We start from the raw sequence: 17438 nt of genomic DNA, 5'->3' as shown, positions 1-17438 counted from the left end.
TCCTTCCTTATCGACCAAATACGGAATCGCCGACGATGGTGTTTTCCAGAGCGCCGATGCTCTCGACCTCGCACACCACTTCATCGCCCTCGTTCACGTTGATGACACCATCCGGGGTGCCGGTGAGAATGACGTCGCCCGGTAACAGCGTCATGAAGCTGCTCAGATACTCGATCAAAGCCGGAATATCGTTGATCATGTTTGCGGTGCTGCCCTGTTGCGTCACCGTTCCGTTGACGCGTGTTGACAGAGACAAGGCATGAGGATCGGGTACGTCTGCTGCATCGACGAGCCACGGCCCCAGCACGGTGCAGGTATCGCGGTTTTTCACACGCAGATTCGGCCGATACCAGTTTTCCAGGTAGTCGCGTATCGCATAATCATTCGCCACGGTGTAGCCCGCGACATGGGCCATGGCGTCAGCAGCCCGCACCCCACGTGCCGGCTTGCCGATCACGACGGCCAGCTCACATTCGTAGTGCATGAATGTGGCGTCACGAGGCCGCCGGGTTTGTCCGCGATGGCCGATCACCGCACCGGGCCCTTTAAAAAACACCAGGGGCTCGTCCTTGCTCGTCACGGTCAGTTCTTTGGACAGCTCCTTGACGTGATCCGCATAGTTCAAGCCCAACACGATCAACGTCCCGACGGCTACGGGCGGCAGCCACACCACGGCGTCCTCCGACACCACACGGCCGTCTGCCAACCTGAGTCCATCGTCGTGGGGAGTGGCGGTGTGAATGGCGCCACCATATGCAACGCGTGCGGTTCTCATCGTGCGTGTCCCTCCAATTGTCCCAAGCCCTCCGCGCGCAACATGAAACGTTGCCCGCGACGCAGCAGCGGCCCGTCTATACGGGTGCCCAACAGCAGCACATCGCCTGCAGAGAGCGTCATGAAGTCGGTAACGTCGGCCAGTAAACGCGCCGCAGGACGCACCATGTCGCTCATCGTTATCTGCGTGGCCACACCACCGTCTATCGAGACATCTATCGACACCGCGTCCGGATCAACGCCGGACGCAATGCGAGTCCCCAAGAAACAAGAGCCATCCCGTGCGACGAACCGCACCGATGGGCGATAGAAGGTCTCATGAGGCACAGTCAGATCCGCGACCAGCATGACGCCGCTCAGGTAGTCGAGCGCATGCTCCGGCGCGACCCGGCATGCGGTACGCCCGATGACCAGGCCTACTGTCGCGCCGATGCGTAGCGATTGCTCTTGTTCAGGAATGTCCACCTGACTGCCGCTTTCGGCCAGCGTGTTGCGTGGCTTCATATACAGCACGGGCCCTTTCGGCGGCGCTTTGTATGGAGGCTCGTGCGCGGCGGCACCGATCTGCTCCAGCACAGAACGAGGATTCAACAACGCGCCATACACCACGCCCGACAGGCGATATGGCGGATCGTCGTAAAACGGAAAATGCGGCATCTCGGGCCTCCGTATTCAATGAAAAAATTTACCGGCCAGGATCACTCCACCGTGGCGCCAGAGGCTTTCACGACGGTTGCCCAGCGGGCACTTTCGGTCTCGATATAGCTTTTCAATTCCTGTGGAGTGCTTGTGCGTATCGAGACGCCATAGGCCAGGAATTTTTCTTGGACGGCAGGATCGTTCAACACCTTGTTCAACGCGGTGTTATAGGCTTGGGTAGTCGCCTCGGGTGTCCCCGGCGCGGCGACCAGACTCTGCCAGGCGACTGCCTCGAAATTTGCGGTCCCGGGCACCTGTGTCTCTCGTACCGTCGGCACATCGGGCAGATTGGGCAGACGCTTTGCCGAGGTCACCGCCAACGCACGCAGCTTGCCGGCCTGGATCTGCGGCAACACCGGCGCCAGATCCGCGAACATCATTGACACTTGCCCACCCAAGACATCGTTCAACGCGGCCGATGTGCCCTTGTAGGGCACATGCGTCAGAGATATTCCCGTATCCGTCTTGAACATTTCCCCCGCCAAGTGCTGAGGACTGCCATTGCCGGCAGAACCAAAGGTCAACGCCCCCGGATCCGCTTTGGCCAATGCCACCAGTTCCGGCAACGTCTTGGCTTTCACCGAGGGCGACACCACAATGACCAAGGGCACCTCGGCCACCATGCCCACCGGCGCGAAATCGCTGGGGTTGTAGGGTAGAGACTTGTACAGGCTGCGATTGATCGCCAACGTCGTACTGGTCGCCATCAACAGGGTGTTGCCATCTGGCTCGGCCCGCGATACCAACTGTGCGCCGATGATCGTGCCTCCGCCTGCGCGGTTTTCCACCACCATCGAGCGATCCAGCTCTTGCGAAAGAGACTGTGCGAGCGTGCGGGCAAGAATGTCGGTCGCGCCGCCCGGTGCATAAGGCACCACCAACGTCACCGGCGGTTGCGCGGCTACCGCCATGCTGGCTGCCGCCGACACTGCCACCACGGCCGTCAACTGCGCGAAAAATTTGGATAGTTTCATTGTCCTGTCTCCGAAAATAGGTTTTTTATTGGGCTGATTCAGTTCAATACCCCTCGGAGTCTGTCCAGCAATGCGGTGCAATCGACGGGCAATACATCTCCCCGCCATGCCACATGCTGGTCAGGACGTGAAATCAACAACGCATGGCGATACGCCTCGGGCGCGCCACGGCGATCCAGATCCAACACCTTGATCGGCACTCCCTGCTGCGCGGCCGCTTGCAGCAATGGCTGTACATCGGCATCGGGATCCAGGCGCAATACGCAATAATCCGCTCCCATGGCGTCATACAACGAACGCCCGTCGGGCAATACAAAATGCGGGGTACGGCAGCCAGGCACCGTAGACGGCGTGAAGCTACCCATGGTGTAAGCCGGCTGCTTTTCGCCGTCGTAGGCGATCAATGGCGATTGATCGTAGAAATACCCAAAATTCAGGCCTGCACAGCAGTACTGCTGCACGTTCAACTCGTAGGCGCGCTGCCCCACTTCGCGGCGCACTGCTTCACCGGCCTCGTCTTGGGCTTCGATATTTTCAGGAACGATGCGGCGCTCGGTAGCCATAGCGTGCGCATGATCCATGACAAAATGCGAGACCTGCGACGTAATCGGATGACGCTCGCTGACGTACGCCTGCAACATGCGTTCATCGCCCCACCCCCGAACCACTGCCGCCAGCACCCATGCCAGATTCGCGGCATCGGCGATACCGGCATTCATCCCATAGCCGGCATAGGGCACCCACAAATGCGCGGCATCGCCGCAGATAAAGATTCGGCGATCCCGGAATCGATCGGCGACCAGGCGGCGTCCGTACCAGTCCTCTTTGCTGATCACCTCGTACTCGAAATCTTCGCCCACGCCCAGGATCTGACGGATGCTGAGATCCCGATCCACCGATTCAAAATCGGCCTCGTCGTCTTTCAAATAATTATGGACCAGCCAAAGCGTCTTGCCGTCGATCGCGTACATGTTGCCGCAGCGCTTCGGATTCAAGGAAAACGTTGCCCAGGCCGGTTCATACCGGAACATTTCCAACAACTTGGGCGCCCGGATATAGGTGGATTGAACGCGTTGAATGACCGCATCTCCCACCAGATTCGCGCCGATCACGGTACGAATATAGGAGCGTCCTCCATCACATCCCACCAGATAGTCTGCGGAAAACGACAAGGCTTCACCGGTATCGAGATCGCGTCCTTGAACACGGATACCCAGCTCGTCTTGGGTGACTTCGGAGACCTCGAATCGATTCTGAATTGTCACGCCGGGCATTGCCTCTGCGTGAGTGAACAAAATGGGCTCCAGATAAATCTGGTTGATACGATGCGGTGGCTCCATGGTAGGCCAATCGGTATCGGGTCCCGGATCTTTGCGCACTCGGCCAGCACGTCCGGGAATCGGGATGCGCGTCAACTCGATCCCGGTGGCGCTGGTGCGATAGGCGATGTCATGCGGATACTCGTCGGGCAGGCCCGCCGCCCGTACAGCGCCCGCCACGCCCAATCGACGAAAGATCTCCATGGATCGTGCCGACACATGGTTGCATTTGACGCTGGGCGCCTCGCCGCGATAGCGCTTTTCGAGCACCAGGACGCTCACCCCGCGCGAGGCCAAATCCATCGCGACGGTCAGGCCGACCGGGCCGGCCCCCACGACGATGACGCTGTGTTGTTGTGCTCCACTCATGATCCGTTTCTACCTAAGGTGTTGTTAGACCACCGCAGTGTAGGAATCGCCTCTACGCAGGACAAACGAGCTCTTTTTATTCATTTATAAGAAAATTTTATTTATTTGATAGCCCATATCCTTGGCGGACATCAGGCCGCGTCCACCAAGGGTTTCCAGAGGGGTCAGTCCGAGTCGGCCAGTCCTGCGACTTCTTCGCAGTGCACCAATTCGGGTTCGTCGCCGTCGCTTTCCGTCATCGCGACCTGGACCCAAATACCGTCCCCCATATTCTCGACAACCGAGCCTACGCGGCCATCCCGCAGCTTCAGCCTTTGGCCGGGCTGCAATTGCATGAAATTAATCACGACCTATCTCCTACTGAATGCGATCGTCGGGCGGTATCAGAAAAACATGGTGAGGTTCTTGGCCAACAACACGTTCTGGGGCAGGTGGATCTCGCGACGCGCGAGTTTCCATGTATCTCCCACGCGTCGGAAACAGTCGTATCGACGGCCAGTGAAGAAGTACTCTTCATACTCGCAACGGTTCTGGTACATCAGGAAACGGCTGCGCACGTAAACCTCCAGTTGTCCGTCCGCGTTCTCTCGAATATCGGTAAGCTGCACATTGCTGACCATGCGCGACAATCGCGACAGCGGCTCCTCGGCCCAATGCACGCCGGTAATGATTTGCTCGGCCCGTTTGGTCAACGTCCACTTGCCTTCGTTGAACCAACTCATGTCCTTCTCCATGCGTGTACGCTCGCCGTCCTCGTGGCGACCGAACTTGATGTTGAAGTTCATCGGCATGAAATACACCAGGTCGTCAGCCAGGGTATCCAGCCATTCCGCAAAGCAGCGCATATCCAGCAGCTCGCACTCGTCGTAGAGATGCTCTTCGATCTCGCGCTTTAATTCGTAATAGCGGGCATCCCGCACGATGGGCGCACGTTCACGCGCCGTCGCTTCCGTCACAGTCTCGTTCATCTTAGTATCCTCAATGCGCTTGGGGCCGGCTAGGCACCGGTCCTCCCTGATGGGCAAAGCACCCGACATCGACCACCGTGCCGGATACGGCGGCAGCCTCGTCAGACAGCAAAAACGCCACGGCGTTGGCCAGGTCTTCCCCGGTGGCAGGCCGCCCTGCCGCGGTACCGGCTGCCGGCCGGTTCTTGAATACATCCACATCGCCGCCAAATCGGCCCACGCTCATGCCCGAGACAATGCCGCCGCCACCGGGGATGGCGACATTGACGCGGATATGGTCATGAAAATGGTCATAGGCCATCGCCGCCGACAGCGCGAGCATTGCCCCTTTGCTGGCCGCGTACAGCGCCATATTGGGTTTGCCATAGCCGGCGCCGGAGCCGATATTGACGATGGCGCCCGCGCCTTGGCGCCGCATGATCGGAATCACTGCCCGGCTCATCAGATAAACCCCTTTGATGTTCACCGCCAGAATCTGATCGGCCATCGATGGTGAAGTGTCCAATACCGTTCCCAATGGTCCGATCGCCGCGTTATTCACCAGGCCATCCACCTTCCCGAATGCTTCGAGCGTGCGTTCTATCACCTTGTCAACATCAGCCTCGCTAGACACATCGGCTTGCATGACAACGACGGCATGTTCAAGACCTTCGTCTGCCAAGCGACGGCGCAGGTCCTCAAACCCCTGCGCGGTGCTGGAAACCTGCGGCGAGGCCAGGCCAAAAGCCAGCACACGATGTCCTCGACGAGCGAGATTCAGCGTGATCGAGGCCCCTAACCCAAAGGTGCCGCCCGTAACGATGGTGACAGGGCCGTTCATTGCGCCAGACTCGCCGGACCGTTGTCGTGCTTGCCCAGCAGCGTGTCCCAATCCGCGCCATTCATGTAATCACGCCAACGGCGGTAGTACTGACGCGGGTTCTCTTCGCTCACTTGCAGGCTGACATTGCCTGGCACCGGGCCGTCCGCAGTGACCTTACCCAGCGACTGCTGGTAGTTATAGGGATAGCGCTTGGCTATCACACCGCGGCTGCCGGCCGTAGCGTAGTTCCAGTTTTCCATATCGTCCTGCTCGGTCATGCCTGCCGGGCCGGAATACCGCATGTAATACATGCGCAGGAAATCCTTGACCTCTTGTGGTGCATTGGCGTCCACCAGGAAGAATCGCCATGCCTCGGTAGCCTCGGGCCCATGCGGATGCCAGACGCACAGGCTGCGCGGCTGTTTACCGTGGAACGAAAGATTGGGGTAAATCGTGCCGACGAACGGCACCAGCCGGCTGCGCTCTTCACCTAAGCGGCGCTTGCGTTCCTCGTGGCAATGGCGGAAGTACTCGGCGATGATGGGATTGTTCTGGAACGTATCAATGAACGGCGCATTCTCGGGCACGATGGCGCTATGTACACCGTGGCCCGCCGGGAAGTTGACCCACAGATGCTGCGCGAACTCCAGCTCGTTGTCGCGCCGACCTTTCACCCCTACCTCGGCACTGGGGCCGATACCGATCAGATCCACCGAACGATGGCTCACGTTGTGATAGGTGTCACCCAGAAAATTCTCGGCGGCGAATTTCCAGTTGCAGGGAATGATCCATTTGTGCACGCCCACCAAGACCTCGGAGCCGCCCTCGCTGCCATCGCGATGATCCAGCGCCAGATCCAGGTGTGTCTTGGCATCACCCAGATAGGTCAGAAAATCGGGCGCATCCTTGTCCCAACTCGCCCAAACGGTGCCCTTGTACAAAGCAAGTTTGGGGACTTCGATCAACGACCAGTTTTCTTTTTCCAGACATCCATCGTAAATGGCCTTGTATTGCGGCACGCCAAAGAGTTTGCCTTCGGTCGTGTAGCTCCAGCTGTGATAGGGACACGTGAAAAGCTGGGTATTACCATGATCGTATTGGCAGACTTTCATGCCGCGATGCCGGCAGGAATTCAAGAAAACATGGACTTGTTTTTTCTTGTCCCGCGTCAAAATGACCGACTCGGCCCCCATGCGCGAGGTATAAAAGTCACCGGGATTGGGAATCTGGCTTTCATGGCCGACGAACAGCCAGGCACGGGTAAAGATCTTTTCCAATTCCTCTTGAAAAATGTCTTTGTCGGAGAAGATCTCACGGCTGATGATGCCCTGCTTCAGATCGACCATGCGGTTGTATTCGGAGCTATTCACGATAGAGTCCTGCCTGCAAAAAAGAAGGTGTTCAGTTAAAGCGTTCGCACAACATGTCCTGGCGCGACAGGCCGGCGGCTTGTGCAGCCTGCCGTCCGGCCTCGACCATGGCGGGAGGACCGCAGAGATAAACACGGGCGCGCGGATCCGCGTCCAGCGACGCGATGAGATCCGTGGCATAGCCCTGGTGGCAATCCTCTGCAGGCTCGGATTCAGCGGCGATACGTAATTGCAGTTCAGGCCAGTCCGCACGCAATGCGCGCAACTGTTCCAGCGCAAAGAGATGCGCGCCGGTGCGCACGCCCACGAGCAACGTGGTCGGTATCGCGCGGGCCTGCGCGTTGTCTGCGAGCGAAGACAACATCGACAAGAACGGCGCCAACCCTGTGCCGCCGGCCACAAAGAGCCGAGGCCTGTCTTCGTCTCTCAGGAAAAAACTGCCATGAGGTTCAGTCAATTCGATCCGGCTGCCGACAGCGGCGCTGCCTTGCAGCCAAGTCGAGAAAAAGCCGCCTTCTACCAACCGGATATAAAACCGCAAACGCCGGTCGCCCGAAACACCTGCCATCGAATACGAACGCCATTGATCACCGCCCTCGGGACGCAAGCGCACATACTGGCCCGGCTGAAATTCCACGCCCTGCTCGACCTCGATATCGAGCATCATGGTCTCGCTGGCCACTTGCTCCAGGGCTGTCACCAGCCCGATGACCGGCGGCATTTCTTCAGCGGTCGCTTCGGCCAAGTCGTAGCCCAACTCGACCACACACGGGTTGGTCACTCGACTCACGCAACAGAGAATGGCCCCATCCTCACGATCGCTGTCCGGCAAGACCGCCCGGTCGTATTTGCCCAGTTCGACCTGACCGCTGACCAACTGCGCCACACAGGTGCCACACTGCCCATTGCTGCAATCCGTCAACAAACCCAAGCCGGCATCGGCGGCCGCCTCGACAACACTCTGACCGCACTGGGCGTCGATACGCCGCGATGCGCCGTCAGAGAACAGTAAAGTAATAGGCACTGTGCTCATGTTTCACTTCCGTCAATTGACTTTGATGTTGGCCGTATGGGCCACCTCGGTCCATTTGGTAATGTCATCGGCAATGCGCTGCTGAAGGGCTGCGCCATCGACATTTCCTACCTCCATCCCCAGCGGGCGATACTTCGCTGCCGTGTCCGGATCCGTCAGAACATCCTTTAGTGCGGCCTGCAGCACAGTCACCACTTCATCAGGCGTGTCGCGCGGCACGACTAGTCCAGTCCAGACGGGCACGTCATAGCCAGGCAGACCCGCCTCGGCAATCGTCGGCACTTGTGGCAGTACGCTGGAGCGCTGGGCCGTCGTCACCGCGAGCGGTGTGAGCTTGCCCGCATTGATCTGCGAAATAACGCCAGCTACATCCACAAAACCGATATCCACTTCGCTGCCTAACAACGCAGCGACCAATGGCCCTGTACCGCGATAGCTCACATGCACCATGGGTGTACCGACTTGCCGTGCGTAGTACGCTGCGGCGAGCTGAAACGTCGAGGACGCCACCCCGTGCGTCAGAGCGCCGTCCGGGTTGCTGGCAGCCACCGCCTTCAGGTCAGCCAGCTTGTCCCCTTTGAAGGAAGCATTGCCTACCACCACCAGCGGGAACGACCCCAGCAAAGCCACCGGTTTGAAATCCTTTTGCGGGTCGTACCCGAGCTTGGAATAAATGGCAGGGTTAATCGTCAGTGCCCCGCTTGAGGCGACAAATATCGTGTAGCCGTCGGATTTGGCGCGCGCCACATACTCGGCCGCAATGATCGAGTTGGCGCCCGCGCGGTTCTCGACCACGAACGGCTGTTTGAGCTTGGCCTGCAGTTTCGAGGCGATCAGTCGAGCCAGGATGTCATTGGTACCGCCTGGGGCGAATCCCACCACGACATTGACGGGGCGGTCCGGGTAGGCCGCCACGGCGACCGGTGCCGAGATAGCCAGTGCGATTGCCGCCAGCCATCTGCGCATACAGGAAGTCCTCATGAATCCGTCTCCTTTTTTGATTTTTATGTCCGTCTGTTGGACAACAATCTCATTATACGTACAGAATTGAGCAATTCAAGAAAATTTTTGAGCCACGAGGTCGCATGCCGCTGGGCCGCGGCCATGACGCCCGGCAAGGTAGACTTGTGTGTTCTAGCAACAGGAGATGGCTTTGGAAGGAAAAACGGCGCCCAACCCAGAGGCGGAAGAAAAGGGGGAAAAAGGCGCGGACAGCGTGCGGGCGGTCAACCGGGCGCTGGATATCCTGCTGGCCTTTACGCGCCAGGATGCCCAGCTATCGGCCACCGAATTGCTGCAACGCGTGTCCCTGAGCCGCCCTACTCTCTACCGGCTGCTGTACACGCTGGAGACCAAAGGCTTTATTACGTCGTCCGGCGATCCACAGCGATTTCGTCTTGGTCCGGCGGTCGCGCGTCTGACGCATATTTGGACAGAGACTTTGGACATCACGGCGATTGCCGAACCCGTCATGCGGCTGCTGTGGCAGGAAACGCAGGAGACCGTCGCCGTCTTTGTAGAACGCTCCGACATGCGTCTGTGCCTGGCGGAGATGCCCAGCCCGCAGCCGCTCAATTTCAAGCGCGGGGTAGGCTATCAAGAACGCATTGCCGTCGGCGCGACCGGCCGGGCGATCTTGGCATTCAAGCCTGATGCGCAAAGCAATCTGGATCAATATTTGAACGGCCTCACCATCGACCGCGCCAAGTTTCTAGAGGAACTGGAGCACACCCGCCAAGTCGGCTATGCCGTCAGCCGTAATGAATTGATCACCGGCGCGGTGGCGGTCGCTGCCCCGTTCTTTGACAGCAAAGGCGTCGCGGGGTCGATTGGCCTATTCGGCCCTGCCACCCGGCTGGACGATGAGGCTGTGAAAAAACTCGCTCCGCAAGTCATTGCAAGCGCGCAAACTTTATCCCGTGCGCTGGGTGTCGAGCCCGCCTGAAGTCAGCCCAGAGAGCACTGAGACAGAGCAGGCCTAAAAATAAGACCGGAAAGTGCAGGAATTCGAGTCCATCCAAGCTGGCTAGAGCGCGGCAGCGCCTGGCAGCAGATCTGCAAACGCCTGCGCAGCCGGTGACAATTGCCGGTTCTCCTTGCACACGACGGCCAGCGCGCGCGGCACGACTGGCCGTATCAACCGGCGACCCACCAAGTTCGGATAATACGTCCGCGCAAACATGGACTGCGGAATGATCGCGACCCCCAGGCGACTCGCCGCCATGGCAAGCGCAGTCGTTAACAGAGAAACTTCCTGCGCGATCTGCAGTTCAACGCCTGCGACGGCAATCGCGCGGTCAATCGCTCGCCTGACACCGTATCCGGCCTGCACCACGACGACAGGCCATTCCGACAATTGCTTCCACGTCATGGGCCGATCGTCCAGAAACTCGTCCGACGTCGCCACCGCACATAACGTGTCATTCAAAAACACAGTTTGCGCCAACCCTGGCACAGGTCCTTCCAGGGCGCCCACACCGAAATCGACCTGCTCGCCCAGGACGCGTTCTACAAATTCGCCTGGCGCACAATCGTCTACGGACACCCGGACGTTTGGATACTGATCCAGATATTGCCGTATCACCCCGGGCAACAATGTCTGTGCAACGGTCGAGGTGGCAGCCAGGCGGATCCTGCCTCGTTTGACATCGACCAGGTCCGACATGCGCTCGCCTAACGCCGTCAAATCTGCCAGCGCACGCTCTGCATAGGTGATCGCCTCCGTCGCCGCATGCGTGCGGCGCAAAGAGCGGGTCGTGCGGTCAAATAGCTTGATGCCCAGTTTGTCTTCCAGCTCTTTCAACAGCAACGTCACCGCCGGCTGCGTCAATGCCAAGGTCTCGGCAGCAGCCGACAGACTGCCGGTGTGATAGACAGCCACGAACGCGCGCAACTGCCTGATAGAGGGCGTGCTCTTGAGAGAGATGGTAGTGCGATAGGACATGTTTTCTAATCGAGACGCCGGATGAGGCGCATGGGCAGCGTAGCACACAAGCACATCCTCTACGGCAGGTCGCGATGCCAATATCGGCGCGATACATGCGCCTGCGTCTCGATGCGCAGCCCTGCTTTCGGGTCAGAAATAGCCACAGTCGCGCCATGATGATCGGTCCGCCAGAAATCCGCGCCTGCCTCGCGCCAACGCGCTTGCACCGCGGCTGCAGGATGTCCGAACCGGTTCATGTATCCGACCTGCGCAATGACGTGCTTTGCATCGACCGCCCTCACCAATGCCTCACCGGACGATGTCGCTGAGCCATGATGCGGCGCCATGACGACATCGACACGCGGCAGACTCTGTACCAGACGACGCTCTTGCGCAACGCCGATATCGCCAGGCAGCAATGCGGTATGCGCTTTGCCTTGGATCATCAGCACACAACTGCGTGCATTGCCCGGGCCATCGGTTTTTATCGCGGCATCGGGATGCAAAAAGCGAAACTGCACTCCGTCTATGGTCCATGCTTGTCCAGCCTGACAATGTTGCATGGATTGAGGCATGCGTATCTCGGCGTAAAGCGCCGATGCCGCTTTGCCTGCACCCTGCTTGCGTATCAACGCGGGTAAATCAAATGAGCTATAGGATTGGTCCACAACCACCGAGGACAACACGCTGCGCACGCCACCGGCATGATCCATGTCTGCATGAGACACCACGAGTCCGTTTAGCGCCCGATATCCTAGGGCACGTAAAAATGGCACGACAACGCGTTCTCCAGCATCGTTCCCCTGCCGCGTCATCGGTCCCGTATCGAACAGCCACACTTGTGTCGCCGTCTCGATCACGATAGCGCTACCCTGCCCCACATCCAGCGCCGTCAACGTCCAGTATCCAGGCGCAGGCCGCTCAGGCCGCCAACACAACATCGGCAACATCAACAACCATGCGGCCGTACGCAAAGGCAAGCCATACGGCTGTACGGCCCACGCGACGCCAAACAAGGCCAACGCCATCCAGGGCCATGGTGCAGCGGCGACATCCAACACGGCCCAGTTCGAGGTGCTCATCCACTTCACCGGCAGCATCATGGCATCGAAAATCACATGCCCGAGAACGCCGGCCCCATGAGCCAACCATTGCAATCCGGGAATGGTGCTCAATAAAGCACAGGCCAACGCCAGTGGCGTCACCAGAAAACTCACGATAGGGATGGCATACACGTTGACCAAGGGCGATGCCAAAGACACCTGTTGCATCAGATAGGCCAGCAATGGCACCAGACCCAATGTGATTGCCGACTGTACCCAGCCGAACTCTACGAGGATCGCGCGCAGCCGCCCCCTCCAATTGGGACGCTCGCGCCGCCCGCCTGAATCCATTGATGCGCCTACCCGCAACAAGATCGCCACAGCGCCAAATGACAGCCAAAACCCTGGCGCCAGCACCGACCACGGATCCAGCAGCGACACCACAGCACCTGCCAGCGCCAGAATCCGCGTGGGCGACAAAGGCAAACGCACCATGGCAGCCAAGGCCACTACCGCCAGCATGAAAAAAGTACGGCGTGCGGGCACGCCCCACCCTGCCAATAGGCAATACAACAACGCGACCCACAACGCAGCGGCTGCGCCTACGACCTGCGCAGGCAAATACTCGGCCACCCGCACGGTTCGCCAGCGCACGCGCCGCCATAAAAAAGCCGTCGCCACCCCACCCACTGCCGCAATCAAGGTGACATGCATGCCGCTGATCGACACCAGATGCGTGATGCCCGCGCGGTTGAATATCTGCCAATCGACACGCTCAACGGCGGCTTGATCTCCCATAGCCAGGGCGATCAATACCGGTGCATAACGGCGGTTCCCTAACGCCTGTTGCATGCCATCTCGCATCCAATGACGGACACGCTCGATCAGGATGCCAGGACTATGCCAAGGCTCGTCCCCCAACAAGCGTGGCACGCCACGCACCGTCGCCGTCGCGCGAATCCCCATTGCGAATAATCGTCCCTCAGCGTCATAACCATGAGGATTGCGCGCACCATGAGGTTGACGCAGTACCAACGCCATGCGCCAGATCTGACCGGGTTTCAACGCTGGCAATGGGGCACCAGACTGTGCATGCCAACTCACGGCAATACGCGACGGGATGCCCTCGGGACGAGGCTCATCAATATCCGCCATGAATCGATAATGTTTTCCATCACCCTGCGGCAAATCAACGATCCTCACAATCAAGCGGCTGACCACGTCATGATGAGCCCCGGCCAACGCATCGTCCAAGCGGAGCTGAGCTTGCCACATAGCTGACGCTGCGCCGATGCACAGACCTAACACTGACGCCATGCCTAAACGGGCCAGACGCCACAGCAATGCAGATCGTGGGGTGGACACGACCGCGGCCGCGCCTGAAAAAACCATTCGTGCGATGGACCACACTACCCCTGCAATAACGGCCGACGCCAGTACCATCGGCGCCAACCATCGCTGCTGCGGCAATGCCGGCAAGCACTGCACCCATCCCGCCCCCGCGACAACCCCCAACAACAGCAAACGACCAGTAATGTCCGACTCCCAAATCACACAGCATAGGAGTTGAGCCAAATCGTTGGTAGAAGCAGTGAATGGAAATGTCCGTCCGTAAATCCCGCAGATTGGAGGGAATATTGCGAAACGCCGAAGTCGTCTCGATCAAGTGCAACGGAAAATTGAGCAGAGCCTCATGAAACTCGCGCTCCAGCAACCAGCAACGTAATGTTGACAAGGCTCACTTTTAATTTCTAGAATACTAGAAATTAAATTCCAATATTGTAGAAATGCCCGACTCACCTCAAGACGTCAACAGCCTGATCGCCCGGCGCTTGCGCGAATTGCGCGATGCACAGGGCTGGTCTCTCGACGAATTAGCGGAACGCAGCACGGTCAGCCGCTCTGCTATCTCGCTGATAGAGCGGGCACAAAGCAGTCCCACCGCCACCGTACTCGACAAACTCGCGATGGCGCTGAATGTGCCGTTGGCCTCGCTGTTCGAGCCCGAGGCGCGTCAAAACGAGGCCGCCCCCTCACCGGTGTCGCGTGCCGACGAACAGCATTCGTGGTCCGATCCGTCCTCGGGTTACATCCGCCGCAATCTATCGCCCTCGTTTCCTTCGCCCATCCAACTGGTGGAAGTCGAGTTTCCGGCCAGGCAACGCGTCGCCTATGACACCGCCATTCCCGATACGGATATCTATCAGCAAGTCTGGCTGATCGAGGGCACCATGGACATATCGGTCGGCGCCCAACAATGGCGACTGAAACGTGGCGACTGCCTCGCCATGCGCCTGGATAGCCCTATCGTCTACCACAACCCCACCAACAAGCCCGCGCGATATCTCGTGGCACTGGCTCGATTGGGGTTTAATAAACCCCGGAAACCATCATGAACAGCGCAATCAATATACGCCGAGTCGATGACCATGACGCCGACGCCTGCATACCAGGCTTGGCCGACGTTCTGATTGATTGCGTAGAAGGCGGCGCCTCGGTCAGCTTTATGCTGCCGCTATCGCGCGACAAGGCGATACGGTTTTGGCAAAACGTGATGGATAGCGTCGCGCGCGGTGAACGGGTACTACTCGTTGCAGAAGACACATACGGGCAGGTCGTCGGGACGGTGCAGCTCATCATGGATCAGCCAGAGAATCAACCGCACCGCGCCGACATTGCAAAAATGCTGGTCCACCGCCGCGCACGCCGCCAAGGCATTGCCGCGCTATTGATGGCCGAGATTGAACAGATCGCCCGACATGAGGGCAAGACCGTGCTGGTGCTGGACACCACGACGGGCGGGGACGCGGAACGCGTGTATGCGCGGGCGGGCTGGCAACGCGTAGGCAGCGTGCCGGACTATGCGTTGATGCCTGATGGCACGTTGAGCGGGACAACGTATTACTACAAACGGCTGGAAACGAATTCTCTAGCCGGGTAAAGATTTCAGAAAACGGTCTCTATGCATGTTGAGCGCAGATACTCAAGGTGGTTAGCATTCCCGAAATGTTGAAAGGTTGATCCGCAGTACCCTGATAAATCCAATACATCAAAAGCACACCAGACCTATGCTCTATCTGAATCCCAATGCGAAACTGAGCCCGTATCCAAGCTCACTGCAACGCGTGATGAACATCGAGACAGCGCGTCAAACTCGAACATGGCTTCAAGCATGGACAGGGCTCAGGTCTGGTCCGACACCGCTTTATGACATGGCCATGCTGGCCGACCGCCTTGGAATAGGTCAGTTGGCACTGAAAGACGAATCTGTCCGTTCGCCACTAGCAAGCTTTAAAGCGTTAGGCGCACCCGCGGCTTTGATTCGGTACATATTGTGCAAATATAAAGACCAGGGCATGGATCCCGCTAAAGTACTGCGCGGACAATACGCCAGCACCTTAGCGAGCGAAACAGTGATCAGCGCCACAGACGGAAATCACGGGCGCGCCCTCGCGGCCGCAGCACGCGATGCGGGGTGCCGCTGCGTCATCGTCTTGCATGCCCATGTCAGCGAGGAACGAGAACGCGCCATCGCTGATTTCGGAGCACAAATCGTTCGAATCAATGGTAACTATGACGATTCCGTCAATGTCGCTGCCGAACAGGCGACCCAGAACGGTTGGCAAGTCATTTCCGATACATCCTATGAGGGATACGAGACCATTCCCAGGGATGTGATGCAGGGTTATGGCGTCATCGCCGACGAAATCTTTGAACAAGACATTGCGCGGGGACACGAGGGCTATACCCACGTATTTTTACAGGGAGGCGTCGGAGGGCTTGCTGCAGGCATCGCCAGCTATTTTTGGGAAAAACTCGGTGACAAACGGCCCGCTCTATACGTCGTTGAACCCACGCAGGCCGACTGCCTGCAACAAAGCGCCATGCTCGGCCGAGCAGCCAAGGCCACCGGATCCGTGGACTCGGTCATGGCAGGATTGGCATGCGGAGAAACATCGCCATTGGCCTGGACTTTTCTCGAGAGTTCTATTGACGCCTTCATCACAATCGAGGATCACGAAGCCGTCACCGCGATGTCGGCCCTCGCCCGCTGCCCTGACGTTCCGGTTGTCTCGGGCGAATCAGGCGCTGCAGGGCTGGCCGGTCTGTGCAATATCCTCACTCAGGAAATTGCAACGGGCAGGTTAAAAATAGACGGAACATCTCGCGTGCTATTGATAAATACAGAGGGCGCCACAGCACCATCTGTATATCGAGAATTGACGGGAGAGGACGCTGATGACGTTTTGCAGCGGCAACGGGATCACCTGGCTGATATCTAGGTCATGGCGATAACACGTTGAAGGCAACTGCCTCACTCACAGCATACTCATTGGCTCATTGAGCGTCATGAAAAATCAAACCTGCGGTGTATCGCTCACCACATTGGATACGACTGACGCCATGCCTCATCGCGCCCTTGCGTGTGCCTCGTTTCCCCATCACAGGCCTTTCATTGACGGCGAACACCACGGCATCCCCTTGGCGTAACTGCACCACTTCCACGCGTTGGCTTCGCGCTGAAAGCTCTGTCATCACGAATTCTCCACCGACGAAATCCTTGTCAGGCCTGGACAACAAGATGGTCGCCTGCAGCGGAAAAACATGTTCGCCGTACAAGTCCCGATGCAAACAGTTGTAACCGCCCTCGGTGTAATGCAGCATCAGTGGCGTTGGTCGGGTTTGGCCGGCATCTTGGCACCGTTGCAAGAAGGCATCCAACTCGTCTGGATACTGCACATCGATCCCTAGTTGCTGATTCCAGTGATTCGCGATCGGTGCCAGGCCGCGATACAACTCGTGACGCAGTTGGTCTATCACCGGCGGCAAAGGATAAGCGAAATACTTGTACTCGCCCTGCCCGAACCCATGGCGAGCCATGACGATGCGCGAGCGATACGCGTCGTCTTTAGCGTAAAGCGCAGCGAGGGCTTCGCACTGCTCTGCGTTCAATAGCCTGGGCAGTACGGCGTGTCCATGAGTATCAAGCGAATGTTCGATGTCCGCCCAATTGCAGGTCAAGGCAGGTCGTTCGCGTTTGGCGGTGGCTCTCAACGGTATGCCTCTCCATAGACTTAAAGGGATGAGATCAGTATAAAAACCCTGCCTCATGTGCGACACCCCGGTCTTTGCGGTCGAATTTATTCTGGTCAACGGTGCG

At 58.5% G+C, this 17438-nt stretch carries 17 protein-coding genes; 4 read left to right on the top strand and 13 right to left on the bottom strand.

Annotation, left to right across the window (positions count from 1 at the left end; genetic code table 11):
• Positions 1-7: 7 nt before the first annotated feature.
• The 10 genes from ACNA0J_RS18545 to ACNA0J_RS18500 form a co-directional block, all read right to left on the bottom strand.
• Complete coding sequence (locus ACNA0J_RS18545) at positions 8-775, bottom strand: fumarylacetoacetate hydrolase family protein (RefSeq protein ID WP_415820329.1); 768 nt, start codon at positions 773-775, stop codon at positions 8-10.
• Positions 772-1431 carry a fumarylacetoacetate hydrolase family protein gene (locus ACNA0J_RS18540; protein ID WP_415820328.1) on the bottom strand — a complete coding sequence of 220 codons (660 nt, stop codon included), beginning with the start codon at positions 1429-1431 and terminating at the stop codon, positions 772-774. The genes ACNA0J_RS18545 and ACNA0J_RS18540 overlap by 4 nt, the downstream gene beginning before the upstream one ends.
• Before the next feature lie 41 nt (positions 1432-1472).
• Entirely contained in the window at positions 1473-2447 is a 975-nt protein-coding gene (locus ACNA0J_RS18535; protein WP_415820327.1) for a Bug family tripartite tricarboxylate transporter substrate binding protein, read from the bottom strand.
• A gap of 38 nt (positions 2448-2485) precedes the next feature.
• Positions 2486-4135: an FAD-dependent oxidoreductase gene (locus ACNA0J_RS18530; protein WP_415820326.1), complete on the bottom strand. Its 1650-nt coding sequence runs from the start codon at positions 4133-4135 to the stop codon at positions 2486-2488.
• A gap of 164 nt (positions 4136-4299) precedes the next feature.
• Positions 4300-4482, bottom strand: coding sequence for a hypothetical protein (locus tag ACNA0J_RS18525; RefSeq protein WP_415820325.1), 183 nt, complete (start codon positions 4480-4482; stop codon positions 4300-4302).
• Between the two features lie 36 nt (positions 4483-4518).
• Entirely contained in the window at positions 4519-5103 is a 585-nt protein-coding gene (locus tag ACNA0J_RS18520) for a 3-phenylpropionate/cinnamic acid dioxygenase subunit beta (RefSeq protein ID WP_415820324.1), read from the bottom strand.
• Positions 5104-5113: 10 nt separating this feature from the next.
• Entirely contained in the window at positions 5114-5923 is an 810-nt protein-coding gene (locus tag ACNA0J_RS18515; RefSeq protein WP_415820323.1) for an SDR family NAD(P)-dependent oxidoreductase, read from the bottom strand.
• Positions 5920-7275, bottom strand: a complete 1356-nt coding sequence (locus ACNA0J_RS18510) for an aromatic ring-hydroxylating oxygenase subunit alpha (RefSeq protein WP_415820322.1) — start codon at positions 7273-7275, stop codon at positions 5920-5922. Before ACNA0J_RS18510 ends, ACNA0J_RS18515 begins: the two co-directional genes overlap by 4 nt.
• Before the next feature lie 31 nt (positions 7276-7306).
• Positions 7307-8308, bottom strand: coding sequence for a 2Fe-2S iron-sulfur cluster-binding protein (locus ACNA0J_RS18505; protein ID WP_415820321.1), 1002 nt, complete (start codon positions 8306-8308; stop codon positions 7307-7309).
• A gap of 12 nt (positions 8309-8320) precedes the next feature.
• Positions 8321-9289, bottom strand: coding sequence for a Bug family tripartite tricarboxylate transporter substrate binding protein (locus ACNA0J_RS18500; RefSeq protein WP_415820320.1), 969 nt, complete (start codon positions 9287-9289; stop codon positions 8321-8323).
• 172 nt (positions 9290-9461) lie between these two features.
• On the opposite strand from ACNA0J_RS18500, the gene ACNA0J_RS18495 reads away from it, so the two are divergent.
• Positions 9462-10253: an IclR family transcriptional regulator gene (locus tag ACNA0J_RS18495; RefSeq protein WP_415820319.1), complete on the top strand. Its 792-nt coding sequence runs from the start codon at positions 9462-9464 to the stop codon at positions 10251-10253.
• Positions 10254-10334: 81 nt separating this feature from the next.
• Here ACNA0J_RS18495 and ACNA0J_RS18490 read toward each other — a convergent pair whose 3' ends face one another.
• Together ACNA0J_RS18490 and ACNA0J_RS18485 are read right to left on the bottom strand one after the other, a co-directional pair.
• On the bottom strand, positions 10335-11252 hold the full coding sequence (locus ACNA0J_RS18490) for a LysR family transcriptional regulator (RefSeq protein WP_415820318.1): 918 nt from the start codon (positions 11250-11252) through the stop codon (positions 10335-10337).
• Between the two features lie 59 nt (positions 11253-11311).
• Complete coding sequence (locus ACNA0J_RS18485; RefSeq protein ID WP_415820391.1) at positions 11312-13720, bottom strand: DNA internalization-related competence protein ComEC/Rec2; 2409 nt, start codon at positions 13718-13720, stop codon at positions 11312-11314.
• Between the two features lie 344 nt (positions 13721-14064).
• Here ACNA0J_RS18485 and ACNA0J_RS18480 point away from each other — a divergent pair, with 344 nt between their 5' ends.
• From ACNA0J_RS18480 to ACNA0J_RS18470, 3 genes are all read left to right on the top strand, one after another.
• Complete coding sequence (locus ACNA0J_RS18480) at positions 14065-14673, top strand: helix-turn-helix domain-containing protein (RefSeq protein ID WP_415820317.1); 609 nt, start codon at positions 14065-14067, stop codon at positions 14671-14673.
• A complete protein-coding gene (locus ACNA0J_RS18475; protein ID WP_415820316.1) occupies positions 14670-15218 on the top strand; it encodes a GNAT family N-acetyltransferase in 549 nt (182 codons plus the stop codon). The genes ACNA0J_RS18480 and ACNA0J_RS18475 overlap by 4 nt, the downstream gene beginning before the upstream one ends.
• Before the next feature lie 127 nt (positions 15219-15345).
• A complete protein-coding gene (locus ACNA0J_RS18470; RefSeq protein ID WP_415820390.1) occupies positions 15346-16560 on the top strand; it encodes a diaminopropionate ammonia-lyase in 1215 nt (404 codons plus the stop codon).
• A 55-nt stretch (positions 16561-16615) separates the two neighbouring features.
• Here ACNA0J_RS18470 and ACNA0J_RS18465 read toward each other — a convergent pair whose 3' ends face one another.
• A complete protein-coding gene (locus ACNA0J_RS18465) occupies positions 16616-17332 on the bottom strand; it encodes a 2OG-Fe(II) oxygenase (RefSeq protein ID WP_415820315.1) in 717 nt (238 codons plus the stop codon).
• Positions 17333-17438: the final 106 nt, after the last annotated feature.

The sequence above is a fragment of the Bordetella tumbae genome, assembly GCF_965139195.1.
GTDB classification, from domain to species: domain Bacteria; phylum Pseudomonadota; class Gammaproteobacteria; order Burkholderiales; family Burkholderiaceae_B; genus Bordetella_A; species Bordetella_A tumbae.
This window is presented reverse-complemented; position numbering and strand designations above follow the sequence as displayed.